This window comes from Raskinella chloraquaticus (SeqCode) (assembly GCF_021731865.1).
GTDB lineage: Bacteria > Pseudomonadota > Alphaproteobacteria > Rhizobiales > UBA4765 > Raskinella > Raskinella chloraquaticus.
This window is the reverse complement of record NZ_JAKFWN010000015.1, coordinates 22,073-39,455: the sequence shown is the minus strand read 5'-3', so window position 1 is coordinate 39,455 and position 17,383 is coordinate 22,073. Positions and strand designations below refer to the sequence as shown.

Sequence of the window (17,383 nt, the reverse complement as noted above, 5' to 3'; positions counted from 1 at the left end):
GATCCTATTCCGCTTCGGGGCCTACACGGATAAATTGCTGCATGACGGCCATGGCCGCTCGTTCGGCGCGACGGTCGACGTGTTCATATACAGCGGTCTGCACAAACGACTGAATTGATTTCAATTGACCTGCCTGCTCGTCGACTTGCCGTTGAAGCCTCGAGACTTCATCCTGCAATTGCTTGTTTTGGCTCTTAAGCGCCTCCAGAGATCTTTGCATCTGGAAAACCGCAAGAACAAACTCCCCGAATTTCTTGGCCGACGGCAGCCAGGTCTTGCCAGCTCTGCCCGCAACCTCCTTGCCGTCGCTCATGCAACCGACCCTGTCACCAATCTGGCCAGAGAATGCTCATTATCGCGATTAAGGCGGTCGATCCGCTCGCCGCTGGCTGAAATAGCGCCAAGCGCTTCGATATTGCTTTGCACCACATCATCGGCCGTTTTATTGATCTCAGACAGCTCAGCCAAAATATGATCGAATTGGAGGTCAAAAAGCATGTTCTGATCATCGGCAGATGGCGTGACGCCTTCTAAGGTTTTCGCCAAGCCCAGCGGCCCCACTAATCCCCCCACCAGTAACGGGCCCATAAAAGGTATGAGTGACATGCCAAGGGTCGCCGCAGACAGCGCCGCCGCGCCTCTCACCATCTCCTGATTCGCTTTCTTCGCGCCTGCAATCTTGGGATTTTCTGTAATCTTGTTTCCCATCTCGACCATCCTCACAGCGTGCGCTGGACTTCGTGCACCCGGTAACATTCGATGACGTCGCCAGCCCGCATGTCCTGATAATTCTCAAACGACATGCCGCATTCCTGCCCGGCCGTGACTTCTTTTGCGTCGTCCTTGAAGCGCTTCAACTGGCTGAGCTTGCCCTCGTGGATGACAACATTGTCGCGGATGAGGCGGACATTGGCGCCGCGCTGCACTTCACCATCGGTGACCCGGCAGCCCGCGACCTTGCCGATCTTGGAGATGTTGAACACTTCAAGAATGGCGGCGTTGCCCAGCATTTCCTCGCGGAAAGTGGGGGCAAGAAGGCCGGTCATCGCCTTCTTCACGTCATCCACCAGATCATAGATGATGTTGTAATAGCGGATTTCGATGCCATCACGCTCGGCAACTTCGCGCGCCTCGCGCGAAGCGCGGACGTTAAAGCCGATGATGACCGCACCCGATGCAGCAGCCAGCGTCACATCCGATTCGGTGATGCCACCGACGCCTGAATGGATGATGCGGGCGCCCACCTCGTCGGTGCCGAGCTTATCGAGCGAGCCGGCGATAGCCTCCACCGATCCCTGCACGTCGCCTTTGACGACCAGGATGAATTCCTTGCGCCCGGCGCCCGACTTGATCTGCGTCATCATATCGGTGAGCGAGGTGCGGTTGCCGGCAAGGCGAGCCTGCATCTTGTCGCGGCGCTGGCGGTCACGGTAATCGGCGATCTCGCGGGCGCGCGCCTCGTTTTCAACCACGGCAAGCCGGTCACCGGCCTCCGGCACGCCGGAGAAGCCGAGAATTTCGACCGGCATGGACGGACCAGCTTGCGGGATCGACTGGCCGGCATCGTTCATGAGCGCGCGCACGCGGCCCCAGGCCGCTCCGGCAACGACAATGTCGCCAACCTTGAGCGTGCCACGGCTGATGATGGCGCTCGCCACCGGTCCCCGCCCGCGATCAAGCTTGGCTTCCACCACATAGGCTTCAGCCAGGCGATCGGCGGACGCCCGCAGATCAAGCAGTTCAGCCTGCAACTGGATGGCTTCGAGGAGTTTGTCGAGGTTGTGGCCCGTCTTGGCCGATACCTCGATTTCCAGCGTTTCGCCGCCCAGACTTTCCACCTGGATATCGTGCTGCAGCAATTCAGTGCGGGCGCGCAGCGGGTTGGCGTCCGGCTTGTCGATCTTGTTGATGGCGACAATGATCGGTGCTTTCGCAGCCTTGGCGTGGGCGATGGCCTCCACCGTCTGCGGCTTGACGCCATCATCAGCGGCAATCACCAGCACGACGATATCGGTCACCTTGGCGCCACGGGCACGCATGGCGGTGAAGGCGGCGTGACCAGGCGTGTCGACGAAGGTGATCTTGCCCCCCAGCGGCGACACCACCTGATAGGCACCGATATGCTGGGTGATGCCACCGGCTTCACCGGACACGACATTGGTCTTACGCAGGGCATCCAGCAGCGAGGTCTTGCCATGGTCGACATGGCCCATGATGGTAACGACCGGCGGGCGCGGCTGCATCTCGCCATCATCATCGATGGCATTGAACAGCCCTTCTTCAACGTCAGAATCAGCAACGCGGCGCACGCTGTGGCCCAGTTCCTCGGCAATGAGCTGGGCGGTGTCGGCATCGATCACATCGGTGATCTTGTGCATCTGGCCCTGCTTCATCAGCAGGCGGATGACATCGACACCACGCTCCGACATGCGGTTAGCGAGTTCTTGAATGGTGATAGCCTCGGGCAACACCACCTCGCGGGCGATCTTTTCGCGCGTTTCTCCACCCATCGCCTTGCGCTGATTGCGCTGCACACGCCGGCGCATGGCGGCCAGCGAGCGATTGCGCTCATCATCCTGCAGAAGGGCATTACCAAGCGTAAGGCGTCCCTGGCGGCGGTCGATCTCGCGCTTTTCAGGCTTAGGCGCGACGGGGCGGGCAGCCACGCCCTTGCGAACGCCCGTGCGGCGCTGCTCGTCTTCTTCGCTTTCAACAGCGCGCGGGCCTGGCGGGCGGGCAGCCACTGGCGCTGACGGCGAGGCCGCAGGGCGCGGCGTTGTCGAGCGGCTGAGTGGCGGGGCGGGCGCGCGGCCTGGCTCCTCGCCCAATTGGCGCTTGGCTTCGGACTCGGAGCGCCGGCGCGTTTCTTCCTCGCGGCGGCGACGCTCTTCTTCCTCGATGCGGCGCGCTTCCGCTGCCTCACGCTCGCGCTTTGCCTGTTCTTCCTGCTCGGCCCAGCGATGGCGGTCATCATCCGCGCGCTTGCGATCATCGGCCTCGCGCGAGCGAGCCTCTTCGAGGACGCGTGAACGCAGCTGCTTTTCTTCCTCGCTCAGCGTGCGCAACACCATCCCGCTCGAGCGCGAGGGCGTGGCGGAGGGCCGCGCCGGTGCCGGGGCGGTGGCAGGTGCTGCCGGCTTGGCAGCGACGGGTGGCGTTGCCGCAGGCGCTGGAGCCGCTGCCTTGGCCGCAGGCGCGGCCGTCACCGGGGGGCGCTCGACAATCGGCTTGCCATCGCTGCCGATGCGGCGCTTCTTCTGCACCTCGACGACGACCGCCTTGCTCCGCCCGTGCGAGAAATTCTGCCGCACGATGTTGGCTCCAGCGCTGCCCTTGTTCAGGGTCAGCGTCTTGGAGGCCGGAGAGACCGTGATCGTCTTGTCGCCCGGTTGTTTGCTGTCGCTCATTCGAAAACCGTCTCTGCCACCTGGCGCTGTATCAACTGCAACACGTTTCGGAAATTGCCTGTCAGCCGGCCCCGTCGGGAGTGCCGTCAGACATTTTCCGCCTCCATCCCATCATTGCGATAGGCTGAAAGCAAAACAATCCGCGCCAGGCAAGCCTGGGCGGCTGATCCATTCAACAGCGCAGCATGTACCACATTCGACCGGCCTAACGCCAAGTCCAAATCGCTGCCTGCAAAAACTTTCCAGATCGGGGCTGAATCCCCCGATACGGCACGAAAAAGGCGATCAAGTCGGACGCAACCATCCTCCGCGCCGTCCCGCGCATGAAGCAGGCCAAGGGCGCCCTGCTTCAACGCTGCTTCGACCTGCGCAAAGCCCGATACCACCTGCCCGGCTTTCATCGCAAGGCTCAGACTGTCGCGGGCGCGCTTGACCAGCAATGCCTCGACATCATCTTCCAGCGTGTCGATGATTGCGACTGGCCGTTTCAAGGCACGGGCAAAAACCCGCTTGCGCTGCGCCTCGCCAACGGCGCGGCGGTTTGCGGATATCCACACGCCGCGCCCGGGAAGGACCGCCTTGAGGTCAGCGGCAAGCGAGCCGTCGGGGGCGAGCACGAAGCGGATCAGCCGATCGACGGGGCGAAGCTCGCGGGTGAGGGCGCACATACGCTCAAGCCGCCCACGCGGTTTGCCACCATCGTGCTCGCCATCCGCCAAAGACCCGGCACTATCGCTGCCTGCCGCCACCATCGCCCCTTCGCCTCGTTGTATCCCTGCCGTCAGAGCGACGCTGGAGCCTCTTCGTCACTGGCTTCCTCCGCCACCGCCTGAGGCGGGAGAATATCCTCCGGTTTCAGCCAGCCGGCCGCGACACGAGCCTGCAGGATCAGGTTTTCTGCCTCTTCGCGTGTGATATCGAGCCCTTGGAAATGTCCGGCATGTTGCCTGGTCTCGCCTTCGCTGCGCTCCTGCCAGCCGGTGAGTTCATCGGTCGAGCAATCGGCGAAGTCTTCCAGCGTCTTCACGCCGCCTTCGCCAAGCGCCACCATCATCTTCTTCGACATGCCGGGCACCGACAGCAGTTCATCGGCGACGCCAAGCTCCTTGCGCCGATCATCAAGTTCGCGATCCTGCTGCTCGAGGAAGCTCGTGGCGCGCTGCTGGATTTCCTTTGCCGTGTCCTCATCGAATCCTTCGATCTCGGCAAGTTCGGTGAGATCAACGAACGCCAGTTCCTCGACCGACGCGAAGCCTTCCGAACTCAGGAGCTGGCCCACCACCTCGTCGACGTTAAGCGCGGTCATGAATAGCTGGGTGCGTTCGGCGAATTCCTTCTGGCGGCGCTCCGATTCCTGAGCCTCCGTCAGGATATCGATGTTCCAGCCGGTGAGCTGGGAGGCCAGGCGGACGTTCTGGCCGCGCCGGCCGATGGCAAGCGACAGCTGGTCGTCGGGCACCACCACCTCGATGCGCTCGGCTTCCTCATCAAGCACCACCTTGACCACTTCAGCGGGCGCGAGGGCGTTGACGATGAAGGTCGCCTGATCGGGCGACCACGGGATGATGTCGATCTTCTCGCCCTGCAATTCATTAACGACGGCCTGGACGCGGCTGCCGCGCATGCCGACGCAGGCGCCGACGGGATCGATGGAGGAATCGCGCGAATAAACGGCAATTTTTGCCCGCGAACCGGGGTCCCGCGCCACCGCCTTCACCTCGATCACGCCATCATAGATTTCCGGCACTTCCTGGCCAAAAAGCCTGGCCATGAACATGGGATGGGTGCGCGAGAGAAAAATCTGCGGGCCGCGCTGCTCGCGGCGCACATCGTAGACATAGGCGCGCACGCGATCACCCGGCTTCAACGCCTCACGCGGCAGCATTTCATCGCGCCGGATGATGGCTTCGGCGCGGCTCAGATCAATGATCACATTGCCGTATTCCACGCGCTTGACGAGGCCGTTGATGATCTCGCCGATGCGGTCCTTGAACTCGTCATATTGCCGGTCGCGTTCGGCCTCGCGCACCTTCTGGACGATAACCTGCTTTGCCGACTGGGCAGCGATGCGGCCGAAATCCATCGGCGGCAGGGTTTCGGAAATGAAATCACCCGGCTGGGCGGCCGGATTGCGGCGCTTGGCATCTTCAAGGACAATCTGGGTTGCATCATTGTCAATGGCCTCGACGACTTCCAGCAGGCGGGCGAGATGAATTTCGCCCGTCTTGGCATTGATCTCGGCGCGCACATTGGTCTCCAGACCGTAGCGCGAGCGGGCCGCCTTCTGGATGGCGTCTTCCATCGCCGTCAGAACGATTTTCTTGTCGATGGCCTTCTCGCGGGCGACCGCGTCGGCAATCTGCAGCAATTCCAAACGATTGGCGCTAACGGCCATGGCGCTTACTCCTCTTGTCAGACTTTTTGTCTGGTGATGTCCTGCCCGCTGGCGCGGGTTGATGATCCGTATCTTTGCCGGCGTCCTCAAGCGATGGCGGCCCGTTGCGACGCAGGCTTTCCCTGATGAGGTCGTCGGTCAGAACCAGCCGCGCCTCGCTCATGATCGCAAAGGGAATGTGGATGTCGGCTGTGCTTCCCATCTCGCCGGCGTCCGGGGTCAACAGCACGCCCTCTCGCTCGACCTTGCCCAGAACCCCGCGAAAACGCCGCCTGCCTTCGACGGCCATGTTGAGGGCGAGCTTTACCTCATGCCCCTGCCAGCGGACAAAATCAGAGACCCGCACCAGAGGGCGATCAATCCCCGGCGAGGACATCTCCAGATAATAGGCCTTGTCGACGGGGTCGGCGACATCAAGGACGGGCGAGACAGCGCGTGAGGCGGCCTCGCAATCATCAATGGAAAAAATACCATCAGGGCGCTCCGCCATGATCTGAACCGTGCAGCCATTGACCGCGAGGATCTTCACGCGGACCAGGCGATAACCGATATCGCCGAGAGCCGGCCCGCAGACTTCCGCCACCCGCGCCGCCACCCCCGCCTCGACAAAAAGACGAGGTTCGGCGAGCAGGGCATCGGGCGCAGCCGGCACCATCACGGTCTCGGCTGCCGGCGACAGTATGGGTTCTGGCTGGTCGTGATTTCTGTTTGCGCTCATGCCTCGACGGCTTTCGACTGTGAACTGTCCGGTTGCCCGCCATCCGCAGGCGCTGATGCAAAGAGTTCGGGGGCGGGCCCCGGGGGACCCACCTCACTTCGGATCGATGCATCGTCCGCATGAGATGTCGTTGAATGACTGTCTACATAAGCGAGCTTGCGTCCTGGCGCAAGCCTCGGTGATGAACGCTGCCGACACACAAAATGAGCGCGAAGGTGCCTTGCGTGCCATTTCGCGCCGCCTATGATCGTGACCATTACTGCTTGATCAGGGAAAATGACATGTCGACACCGAGACTGCGATTCATCGTTGCCGCACTTCTGACAACGCTCCCCGTCCTGCCGGCTTTCGCCCACACCGGGCATGATCATGTGTTTGGCCTGACATCAGGCCTTGTCCATCCGCTCACCGGTCTTGACCACGTTCTCGCCATGGTCAGCGTTGGCGCGCTTGCCGGGCTTCACGGCGGGAGGGCGCTATGGGCACTGCCGGCGTGCTTTCTGGCGTTTCTGGCGGTCGGGGCGGGAATGGCGCTGTCTTTTGCTCCACAAGCGGCAAACGAGATGCTGATCGCCCTGTCGCTGGTCGTGCTGGGCGGACTGCTTGCCGGCAATGTCCGCTTGCCGCTGGCCATGGTGAGCACGCTCATCGCCGGTTTCGCGCTGGCTCATGGCTATGGTCACGGCGTCGAACTTCCCGATCATGCGTCGGCGATCGGCTATTTTGCCGGCTTTCTGGTGATGACCGCTCTTCTCCACATGTCCGGCGTTCTCCTCTCCCTGCCGCTCAGTGGCAGCCAAGTGATGCAGCGTTCAGCCGGATTTGCAACCGTGGCGGCAGGCCTCGGCCTGCTGGCGCTGCGGGCAGTATGATAGGCATCCGCCAGACCATTCACACAGCCGTTCAGTGACCCATGCGCATTGCCGTGTTTTCCGATATTCACGCCAATCGGCAGGCCTTTGAAGCGTCGTTCGCCCAGGCGGCAGCGGCGCGGCCCGACCGCATCGTCATTCTCGGTGATATTGTCGGCTATGGCGGCGATCCCGACTGGGCGGTTGAGCGGGTAGCCGGGCTTGCGGCACAGGGTGCCGTCGTCGTCAAAGGCAATCATGACGCGGCCATCGCCACACCTTCCACGGCGATGAATGACGCGGCGAGCGCCGCCCTTGACTGGACACGCCAACAGCTTTCACCAGCCCAGGCCGGATTTCTGTCGACACTGCCGATGAGCGCGATCATCGAAGACCTCGAATTCGTTCACGCCTCACCAGCATCACCTGCAAGCTGGCCCTACATCACCCAGAACCGCGATGCGGAACGGGCTCTGGCGGCGACGAAATCGCGGGTGACGCTGTGTGGCCATGTGCATCGTCCAACTCTCTACCATGCCCGCTCCGGCGGCCGTGTGGAGCATTTCGTTCCCATCAGCGGTGTTGCCGTCCCGCTACTCGCGCAACGACGGTGGATCGGCGTTCTTGGCTCGGTCGGCCAACCCCGCGACGGCGTACCTGCCGCCGCCTATGCGCTTCTTGATACGAGTGCCAATACCTTGACCATTCTGCGTGCGCCTTACGATGTCGCCGGCGCGCAAGCGGCGATCCGTGCCGCCGGCCTGCCTGAAAGCCTCGCGGCACGGCTGGCGCGGGGAGCTTGAAGATGCCAGGGCGCCTTGCGGCAGGGATGGTCATCGACGGCTTCACGCTGGTTGCCCCTCTTCATCGCGGTGGCATGGCCGAGTTGTGGACCGTCGACACTCCCAACGAAACCAAGCCGCTTGCCATGAAAATTCCCTTTGTTCACGAGGGTGATGATCCAACCGCCATCGTCGGTTTCGAGATGGAGCAGATGATCCTGCCACGGCTCAGCGGGCCGCATGTCCCGCGCTATGTGGCGAGTGGCGAGATAGAAGGTAAACCCTATCTTGTCATGGAGCGGATCGATGGCACGTCGCTGCGCCCGCTGATGGATGAAGGCCCGCAGCGTGGTGAGGAGGTCGCGGCACTTGGCGCCAAAGTGGCACGCGCGCTCCACGCGCTCCACCTGCAGCACGTTATCCATTTTGATATCAAGCCATCCAACGTCATGCTGCGCTCCAGCGGTGAGGCCTGTCTCATTGATTTTGGCCTGTCGCGCCATTTGCACTTGCCAGATCTGCTGAGCGAAGAGTTTCGCCTGCCGCTTGGCACCGGGCCCTACATTTCACCCGAACAGGTGCTGCGCCAGCGCAATGATCCACGCAGCGACCAGTTCGCGCTGGGGGTGATGCTCTATGTGCTGGCAACCGGCCACCGGCCCTTCGGCAAACCGGAATCACTGTCCGCTTTGCGCAAACGGATATGGCGTCAGCCCATCCCGCCACGGGCCCTCAATCCCGACATTCAGCCGTGGCTACAGGAAATCATCCTGCGCTGCCTCGAAGTTGATCCGGCCATGCGCTACCCCTCGGCATCGCAGCTGAGCTTCGCGCTCGAACACCCCGAGCAGACGGTTTTGACCGAACGCGCCCACCGCCTCACGCGCGGCAATCTCATGACGGCGTTCAAAAGCTGGCTGCGCTCGATTGGACAGGAAGCTGGTGATGTCACTCAGGCGCTGACACCCGCCAGCGCGCCGATCATCCTTGTGTGCGTGCATCTGAAGGCGCAAGCATCTCTGCTGCAGGCAGTTCATGATACCGTCACCCGCCTGATCGCCAGCCAGGCGCATATGCGGCTTGCCTGCCTGACGGTGCAAAAGATACGTGCGGTCGGTATCGACTCGACACTTGATGCCGAGGGTCGCAACATTCACCTGCACCATCTGGCGGAGTTGAAGCACTGGGCGGGCGATCTTGCCAAAGCCGCCGACCAGGTGACGTTTCATGTCATCGAGGCCAGTGATCCGGCTGCCGCCGTCATCGATTTTGCCCGCCACAACGCGGTTGACCAGATTGTGATCGGTGCACGCTCGTCCTCGGCGATCCGGCGTTTTCTTGGCAGCGTCTCCTCACGCGTGGTTGCCGAAGCCCCCTGCACGGTGACGGTGGTGCGGGCAAGGGGTGAGGCATCCATCAATGCTTGATTAGCCGCGTGCGCCCATGCCATGGTCGATGTCAAGAAAACGAGGATTGGAGGGTACATCATGGGCCGCGACGTCACCGAGGAACTGCGCGAGGCCGCCCTCCACTATCATCGTTATCCCCGCCCCGGAAAGCTCGAGGTCAAGGCCACCAAGCCGCTTGGCAACCAGCGCGACCTTGCCCTTGCCTACACGCCCGGCGTGGCGGTGGCCTGCGAGGCGATTGCCGCCGATCCGGCCCAGGCGGCCCATCTGACGGCGCGCGCCAATCTGGTGGCGGTGGTGTCAAATGGCAGCGCCGTGCTGGGGCTTGGCAATATCGGGCCGCTTGCCTCAAAGCCGGTGATGGAGGGCAAAGCGGTCCTGTTCAAGAAATTCGCCGGGATCGATGTATTCGATATCGAAATCGACGCGCCGGAGGTTGATCGCGCAGTTGATGTCGTGGCGGCGCTGGAGCCGACGTTTGGCGGCATCAATCTTGAGGATTTCAAGTCACCGGAATGTTTCGAGATTGAAGCGCGCCTGCGCGAGCGCATGAAGATCCCCGTCTTTCACGACGATCAGCACGGAACGGCCATCATCGTCGCCGCCGCGATCGTCAATGGCCTGGCAATTGCCGGCAAGGATCTGGCGAAGGTCAAGATCGTCACGTCGGGTGCCGGCGCGGCGGCGATCGCCTGCCTCAACCAGCTGGTGGCGCTGGGGGCGAAACCCGAGAATATCTGGGTGACGGATATCGAAGGCCTGGTCTATGTCGGACGCGGCAAGCTGATGGATCGCTACAAGGACGTCTTTGCCAAGAAGAGTGACCTGCGCATGCTCGCCGAGGTCATTGCTGGTGCCGATGTCTTTCTTGGCCTGTCGGCAGGCGGAGTTCTGAAGCCTGATATGGTGAAGGCGATGGGCGAGCGTCCGCTCATCATGGCGCTTGCCAATCCGACACCGGAAATCATGCCGGAAGAGGCGCGGGCGGCACGCCCTGACGCGCTGATCTGCACTGGGCGATCTGATTTTCCCAATCAGGTCAATAATGTCCTGTGCTTTCCCTACATCTTCCGCGGCGCGCTTGATTGCGGGGCAACCACCATCAACGAGGAGATGAAAGCGGCTGCCGTCAAGGCGATCGCCGCCCTTGCCCGCGAGGCGCCCTCGGAAGTGGTGGCGCGCGCCTATGGCGGGGAAAGCCGCACGTTCGGTGCTGACATGCTGATCCCCTCGCCTTTTGATCCGCGTCTCATCCTGCGCATTGCCCCGGCGGTGGCGGAAGCGGCGGCGGCAAGCGGCGTGGCGAGCCGGCCGATTGTCGACATGCCCGCCTATATCGAAGAACTCAACCGCTTCGTCTTCCGCTCCGGCCTGCTGATGAAACCGATCTTCGATTCAGCGCGCGGGCAGATGAAGCGCATCATCTATGCGGAGGGCGAGGATGAGCGCGTGCTGCGCGCCACCCAAGTCATCCTGGACGACGGGCTTGCGATTCCCATCCTCATCGGTCGACCGCAGGTGATCGAGGCGCGCTGCCAGCGTTTCGGGCTTGCGATGCGGCCGGGGGTTGATTTCGAGATCGTCAATCCGGAGAGCGACGTGCGCTACCGCGATTACGTCAAGACCTATCACGAGCGCACCGGGCGCAAGGGCATCTCGCTGGATGCCGCACGCACCATCGTGCGCACCTCCAATACCGTCATCGCGGCGCTGGCGCTGTGGCGCGGCGAGATCGATGCGATGATCTGTGGCGTCGAAGGGCGTTTTGTGTCGCATCTGCGCCATATCCGCCAGATTGTCGGGCTTGCTCCCGGCGCCGACAGCCTTGCCGCATTGTCGCTCCTCATCACCTCATGGGGAACGCTGTTCATGGCCGATACCCATGTGACGCTCAATCCGAGCGCCGAGGAGATCGCCGACATGACGATCCTGGCAGGCGGCCATGTACGCCGCTTTGGACTAGAACCAGCCATCGCGCTTATCTCGCATTCTGAATTCGGCTCGCATGACGACGCTGAAGCTGACAAAATGCGCCGCGCCGTCGAACTCATATGGAAGCGTGCGCCTGAACTGGCGGTCGATGGCGAGATGCATGTCGATTCGGCGCTCGAGCCCGAAAAGCGCGCCAGAATACTGGCAAACAGCCGGTTGAAAGGCGCGGCCAACGTCCTCATCATGCCCAATCAGTCAGCCGCCAACAGCACCTTCCACGCCATCCGCGTGACGACGGATGCTCTGCCGGTCGGCCCCATTCTGGTTGGCACCGCCAAGCCGGCCCATATCCTGACACCCTCCGTTACCGGGCGCGGCATCGTCAACATGACGGCGGTAGCGGTAGCGGAAGCGCAGGCAAGCGACGCGCCCGTCGTCAAGGCAGCGGGCTGAGGTTCTCGCTCACTCGCGCGCGTTACTCCGCACAGCAGCGAGCATCGCCTCGGCTGCCGCAAGCTCCTCAGGCGTATTGGCATTGAAGAACGGGTCGACCGGGTCGCTCGCCCATTGCACGGCAACGCAGCCACGGCGCGCCGTCCAAGTATCGATCTTGCGCAAATTTTCATCGACCATGGCCTGGCGCAAATGATCACGGAGCCGCACCTGCCAGAGCGCAATGGTTGGATGGGTATAACCGCCGGAGGCCGCGCAGGCGAGAGGACGGTCCGCCTCGCTCCTCGTGCTATGCAGCCGGCTTACGAGATCGACGGGAAGAAACGGCCCGTCGGCTGTGACCGAGACAACCCATTGGTAGCCGGCCGGATGTCCGGCGGCAAAATCAAGAGCCGCCAGAATGCCGGCGAGCGGCCCGGGATAATCCGGCAGGCCGTCAGCGATGACCGGCAGATCGAAAGCGGCAAAGCGTCCGGCATCGCCATTGGCATTGAGCACGAGACAATCGACCTGCGGGTGAAAGCGGGCGATGACATGGTCAAGAAGGGCCTTGCCAGCGAGGGGTTTCAGCGCCTTGTCGCCACCACCCATGCGCCGCGACAATCCTCCGGCAAGGATGACGCCAAGCGTGCGCGGCACGTCAATCATCGTCAGATGATCCCTTGCGGCGCTGGCGCGATGTTTCCTCAGGAATTTTGGCGGGATCAAGATCGAAGATGAGGCGCTCAGCGCCAGCCAGGGCAACAAAGCGCGTACCGCGCGCGCGCCCGATCAACGTCAATCCGGCCTTGCGTGCCAACTCAACACCCCAGGCTGTGAAGCCCGAGCGCGAGACCAGAACCGGAATGCCCATGCGGATGGTCTTCAAGACCATCTCCGAGGTCAGGCGCCCGGTGGTGTAGAAAATCTTGTCGGCGGGATCGACGGCGTTGCGAAACATCCAGCCGGCGATCTTGTCGACAGCATTATGGCGCCCCACATCCTCCATATAGACCAGCGGATTGGCACTTTTTGCCAGTACGCAGCCATGAATGGCGCCGGCTTCGAGATAGAGCGAAGGCGTCTGGTTGATGGTGTGCGTCAGCCCATAGAGCCATGAGGTCCGCAGTTCCGCCGGCGGCAGAACGATCTTGTCGAGCGCTTCCATCATGTCGCCAAAAGCCGTACCCTGCGCGCAACCTGACGTCTGGGTGCGTTTTTTCAGCTTGCCCTCGTAATCGGTATGATGCGCGGTCCGCACCACGACGACGGCCAGATCCTCATCGTAGTCGACGCCCGTCACCTGATCGTCAGCCTGCAGCATGTTCTGATTGAGCAGATAGCCCAGCGCCAGCAAATCAGGATGATCGCCGATCGTCATCATGGTGACGATCTCCTGGGCGTTGAGATAAAGCGTCAGCGGCCGCTCGACGGTTACAGCACTGGTGATGGCCCGGCCGTTCTGATCTATACCATCCACCTTCACCGTCAGACGCGGGTCGTGCGGGTCGGGGCGGATGAGGTAGCTGTCGAGCGAAAGAGCCATGTCACCAGAATGGGGGTGGCGGCAGCGATTTGGCAAGACCGAAGGCCAGAGTTGACGACGACGCCTCGATCTCGCATTCCTCTGTGATGGAAACGTCCCGCCTTGATCTGAAGGGTCTGAAATGCCCCTTGCCGGCGTTGAAATTACGCAAGGCTCTGACGCGCCTTGCGAGCGGCACCGTTATTGTCGTTGAATGCAGCGATCCGCTGGCCGCCATCGACATTCCCCATCTTCTGCAGGAAACGGGTGACCATCTCGAAGACACGAGCCGGGATAGCAGCATCCTGACGTTTACCGTACGCAAGGCATGAGCACCAGCGCGCGCCCCGTGCCAGCAGGCGGCATGCTCGCCTTTTCAGCCATCTGCCGGCTGATCGCGCAGCATGTTCGCCCTTGCGCCGCAGAGACGCTGGCGCTTGACGAGGCGACTGGTCTGGTGCTGGCCGAACCAGTCGCTGCCGATGCGGACGTGCCGGGCTATGCGATGGCGCTGCGCGACGGTTATGTCGTTATGTCCGAACGCCTCATCGGCGCCAGCCCCCTGTCCCCCCTGCCGCTTGACGCGGCCGCGCCGTTCATCATGGCGGGACAGCGCCTGCCCGACGGGTTCGATGCGATCTTGCCAAGCGAGGATGTGACGGAGAGCGGTGAGGCAATTGGCGAAGCAAACTCTGGCGGGCATGTCCTTCACCGCGGCACGCTGGCCCGGCAGGGCGAGGTGCTGGCGGATGCCGGAACACGGTTGACGGGCGCGACGATGGCAGCGCTCAGGCTCGGCGGCACCCGGAGCGTGATGGTACGGCGACCGCGCCTGGCGATCCTCGCTCTCGGTGAGGCGAACGGGTTGCTGGCCGAAGCCTGCCGCGACGTGTTAGGCGGGCTTTCCCCTTACATCCGTTGCACGACGATGAGCGGCGCGCTTCCTGCCTTGCAAAGCACCCTGCAAGCCGTGAACCCTGATGCTGTGATCACCATCGGCGGGCTTGGTGCGGGAACCGATGATGTTGCAAGGGCAGGACTGGCGTCGGCGGGGATTGTGCTTGCGGCTGAAATGGCGGTGACGCCGGGAAGACGGGCGGCACTGGCGATGTGTGGTAAGGCGCCTGTTCTGGCACTGCCGGGCGCGCCGGAAGCCGTCATGGCGCTGACGATGACGCTCGGGCGGCTGATGATTGCCCGCCTGTCGGGAGAACGTCGTGGACCTGCGCCCTCACCTCGCCGCCTCAAACGCAAGATTGCCGGACCGGCGGGATTGACGCGCTTGGTTTTTGTCCGCGCCGAGGCCGACGGGATTATGCCGCTTGGCAGCGAACGGATGGGCCTCAAGGGGCTGGCGGAAGCAGGCGGGATTGTTGTCGTCTCGCCGCAAAGCGAAGGCTTTGCCGAAGGCAGCGAGGTGGCTATTCTCGACCTTAATCATTGGCCAGATTGTGAGTGAGCGTTCGATGACCGAGATCATCAAGCCGTCCGTCATCGCCCAGCAGCAATTTCTCGACGTTGTGTCGAAGGAGGAAGCGCTGGCGCGCTGGCATCAAGCCTACCCGCCGCGCCAGCTTGGAAGCGAAAAAGTGCGCCTTGAGGATGCGCTCGCTCGCGTGCTTGCGCAGGCGGTCAACAGTCCCATCGATGTGCCGCCTTTCGATCGCGCCCTGGTCGACGGTTTTGCCATACGATCGGTCGACAGCACCGGCGCAAACGAGGCCCAGCCGCGCTATCTGGCGCTCACCCGGCAGAGCCTTGCCTGCGGCGACGTTCCAACGCCTGCCAGTATGGTCGAAAAGGGAAGCGCCACATGGATCGCCACGGGCGCCATGATGCCGCGTGGTGCGGATAGCGTTGTCATGGTCGAGCACAGCGAACCTGACGGCGCGGGCGTTGCCATCCGCCAGGCGGTGAGGTCCGGACAGGCGATGGCCTTCGCCGGCTCGGATATCGCGCGCGGCGAAACGGTGCTGCTGGCGGGCACCATCCTTGGCTCGCGCGACATCGGCGTGCTGGCCGCTTGCGGAATTGGCGAGGTCGAGGTGGTGCGGCAGCCGCGCATTGCCGTCATCTCCACGGGCGATGAACTGGTCACACCCGGGGCGCCGTTGGAGGCCGGCGCGATTTATGATTCCAATTCGGCCATTCTCGCAGCAGCCATTACCGAGAGCGGCGGGCTGCCGGTGTCGTTTGGTGTCATCCGCGACGATGAGAAGGCGCTGCGCAAGGCGCTGGCCGACGCGATGGCCGGATGCGACATGCTGGTCGTTTCCGGCGGGACATCGAAGGGCAATGGCGACCTCACTCACCGTATCGTCGCCGGCCTGGGAGCGCCCGGCATTGTTGTCCACGGCGTGGCGCTGAAGCCTGGCAAGCCGCTTTGCCTCGCGGTGGCAGACGGCAAGCCGATCGCGCTTCTGCCTGGTTTTCCAACCTCCGCCATCGTCACCTTCCAGACATTTGTCGCCCCGCTGATCCGGGCCATGGCGGGTCTGGCGGGCGCTCGTCATGCCGTCATCGAGGCTGTGACACCCCTTCGCATTGTCTCCGAACTGGGGCGCAGCGAATTTGCCATGGTGACGCTTGCGTCCTCGCCTGACGGTCTCAAGGCTCTGGCAACCGGCAAGGGTTCGGGTGCTGTCACGTCGTTCTCGCAGGCCGATGGCTTCGTCGAGATCGCACCCCTTGTCGAGCGCGTGGAGGCAGGTTCAACGCTCAGCGTCACCATGATCGCCGGCGCGCAGGGTCTGCCTGATCTCCTGATTGCCGGCAGCCAGTGTGTCGGCCTCAACGCACTCAGCCTTGATCTGGTGTCGCGCCATGTGCGCCCCCGCCTTCTTGCGCTTGGCAGCCAGGCCGGATTGGCGATGGCGAAGCGTGATGAATGCGATGTGGCTCCGATCCATCTGCTGGACGCGTCCAGCAATAGCTATAACGCACCCTTTGTTGACAGCTCCCTCGACCTGGTTCCCGGCTGGCTTCGTCTGCAGGGTCTGGCCTTCCGCAAAGATGATCCGCGCTTTGCCGGTCGCGAACCCGAGGCTGCTATTCGTGATGCGGCCCATGATGCCGGGTGCATCATGGTCAATCGCAATCCCGGTGCCGGCACGCGAGTTTTGATCGACCGCCTGCTTGAGGGTGCGCAGCCCCCCGGCTGGTCGAACCAGCCACGATCGCATAATGCGGTTGCCGCAGCGGTTGCGCAGGGGCGCGCTGACTGGGGGATCACCATCGCGCCGATTGCTGCTGCCTACGGGCTGGGCTTTGCAGCGCTCGCCGAGGAGCATTATGATTTTGTCATCCCGGCAGCGCGCCGCGGAACGCCGGCGATTGCAGCCTTCCTTGCCGCATTGCGTGACGAGAACGTGCGTAGCGCCCTTGTAGCGATGGGTTTCAAGCCACGATGACGATCCGCCACGTCATCATCGGTCTTGCCGGGTGGAGCGGTGCCGGCAAGACGACATTGGTCGTCAGGTTGCTTCCCGAACTGATCGGGCGCGGGCTCAAGGTATCCACCATCAAGCATGCGCACCACGCTTTCGATGTTGATGATGAAACCAAGGATTCCTTTCGTCATCGCAGCGCCGGAGCCCGCGAAGTCCTGGTGTCATCGGCGCGCCGCTTTGCCCTCATGAGCGAGCATGACGAGCGCGGCGAGCCGGGGCTGCCGGCTCTGCTCACCCGTCTTGCTCCCTGCGATCTGGTGCTCGTCGAAGGCTTCAAGCGTGCGCCGCACGCCAAGATCGAAATCCATAGGCGGGCGAACAACAAGCCATTGCTTTATCCTGACGACCCGGCGATCCGGGCGATCGCCTGTGACAGCGTGATTGAAGGCGCGCGGCTGCCGCTACTTGATCTCGATGACATCCCGGCAATCGCCGATGCCTGTCTGCGGTTTGCCGCGCCCTTTCCGGACAATGCGGGCTAGA

16 protein-coding genes are annotated in these 17,383 nt (G+C 62.8%); 8 read left to right on the top strand and 8 right to left on the bottom strand.

From position 1 onward, the window contains the following. Positions 1-4: 4 nt before the first annotated feature. From ACINK1_RS05555 to rimP, 6 genes are all read right to left on the bottom strand, one after another. A complete protein-coding gene (locus ACINK1_RS05555) occupies positions 5-313 on the bottom strand; it encodes a hypothetical protein (protein WP_376800099.1) in 309 nt (102 codons plus the stop codon). Further along, complete coding sequence (locus ACINK1_RS05550) at positions 310-708, bottom strand: hypothetical protein (protein WP_376800098.1); 399 nt, start codon at positions 706-708, stop codon at positions 310-312. Before ACINK1_RS05550 ends, ACINK1_RS05555 begins: the two co-directional genes overlap by 4 nt. 11 nt (positions 709-719) lie before the next feature. Then, complete coding sequence (gene infB, locus ACINK1_RS05545; protein ID WP_376800097.1) at positions 720-3,407, bottom strand: translation initiation factor IF-2; 2,688 nt, start codon at positions 3,405-3,407, stop codon at positions 720-722. An 86-nt stretch (positions 3,408-3,493) separates the two neighbouring features. After that, on the bottom strand, positions 3,494-4,159 hold the full coding sequence (locus tag ACINK1_RS05540) for an RNA-binding protein (protein WP_376800096.1): 666 nt from the start codon (positions 4,157-4,159) through the stop codon (positions 3,494-3,496). 29 nt (positions 4,160-4,188) lie between these two features. Next, on the bottom strand, positions 4,189-5,802 hold the full coding sequence (gene nusA / locus ACINK1_RS05535; protein WP_376800095.1) for a transcription termination factor NusA: 1,614 nt from the start codon (positions 5,800-5,802) through the stop codon (positions 4,189-4,191). Continuing rightward, complete coding sequence (rimP, locus tag ACINK1_RS05530) at positions 5,792-6,520, bottom strand: ribosome maturation factor RimP (RefSeq protein ID WP_376800094.1); 729 nt, start codon at positions 6,518-6,520, stop codon at positions 5,792-5,794. The genes nusA and rimP overlap by 11 nt, the downstream gene beginning before the upstream one ends. A gap of 281 nt (positions 6,521-6,801) precedes the next feature. On the opposite strand from rimP, the gene ACINK1_RS05525 reads away from it, so the two are divergent. From ACINK1_RS05525 to ACINK1_RS05510, 4 genes are read left to right on the top strand one after another with little or no spacing between them, the layout of a single operon-like run. Further along, positions 6,802-7,392: a HupE/UreJ family protein gene (locus ACINK1_RS05525; protein ID WP_376800093.1), complete on the top strand. Its 591-nt coding sequence runs from the start codon at positions 6,802-6,804 to the stop codon at positions 7,390-7,392. 41 nt (positions 7,393-7,433) lie between these two features. Continuing rightward, entirely contained in the window at positions 7,434-8,174 is a 741-nt protein-coding gene (locus tag ACINK1_RS05520; protein ID WP_376800092.1) for a metallophosphoesterase, read from the top strand. A gap of 2 nt (positions 8,175-8,176) precedes the next feature. Then, a complete protein-coding gene (locus ACINK1_RS05515) occupies positions 8,177-9,580 on the top strand; it encodes a bifunctional serine/threonine-protein kinase/universal stress protein (RefSeq protein ID WP_376800091.1) in 1,404 nt (467 codons plus the stop codon). Between the two features lie 60 nt (positions 9,581-9,640). After that, a complete protein-coding gene (locus ACINK1_RS05510; RefSeq protein ID WP_376800090.1) occupies positions 9,641-11,947 on the top strand; it encodes an NADP-dependent malic enzyme in 2,307 nt (768 codons plus the stop codon). Positions 11,948-11,956: 9 nt separating this feature from the next. Here the strand turns inward: ACINK1_RS05510 and mobA are convergent, their stop codons facing one another. Beyond that, positions 11,957-12,595, bottom strand: a complete 639-nt coding sequence (gene mobA / locus ACINK1_RS05505; protein ID WP_376800089.1) for a molybdenum cofactor guanylyltransferase MobA — start codon at positions 12,593-12,595, stop codon at positions 11,957-11,959. After that, positions 12,588-13,472 (bottom strand): formate dehydrogenase accessory sulfurtransferase FdhD, encoded by an 885-nt coding sequence (locus tag ACINK1_RS05500; protein WP_376800088.1) that lies wholly within the window; start codon positions 13,470-13,472, stop codon positions 12,588-12,590. The genes mobA and ACINK1_RS05500 overlap by 8 nt, the downstream gene beginning before the upstream one ends. 86 nt (positions 13,473-13,558) lie before the next feature. Here ACINK1_RS05500 and ACINK1_RS05495 point away from each other — a divergent pair, with 86 nt between their 5' ends. From ACINK1_RS05495 to mobB, 4 genes are read left to right on the top strand one after another with little or no spacing between them, the layout of a single operon-like run. Beyond that, on the top strand, positions 13,559-13,783 hold the full coding sequence (locus tag ACINK1_RS05495) for a sulfurtransferase TusA family protein (RefSeq protein WP_376800087.1): 225 nt from the start codon (positions 13,559-13,561) through the stop codon (positions 13,781-13,783). Then, positions 13,780-14,910, top strand: coding sequence for a molybdopterin-binding protein (locus tag ACINK1_RS05490; RefSeq protein WP_376800086.1), 1,131 nt, complete (start codon positions 13,780-13,782; stop codon positions 14,908-14,910). The genes ACINK1_RS05495 and ACINK1_RS05490 overlap by 4 nt, the downstream gene beginning before the upstream one ends. Before the next feature lie 7 nt (positions 14,911-14,917). After that, positions 14,918-16,861, top strand: a complete 1,944-nt coding sequence (locus ACINK1_RS05485; protein ID WP_376800085.1) for a molybdopterin biosynthesis protein — start codon at positions 14,918-14,920, stop codon at positions 16,859-16,861. Beyond that, complete coding sequence (gene mobB / locus ACINK1_RS05480) at positions 16,858-17,382, top strand: molybdopterin-guanine dinucleotide biosynthesis protein B (protein WP_376800084.1); 525 nt, start codon at positions 16,858-16,860, stop codon at positions 17,380-17,382. Before ACINK1_RS05485 ends, mobB begins: the two co-directional genes overlap by 4 nt. Position 17,383 lies beyond the last annotated feature (1 nt).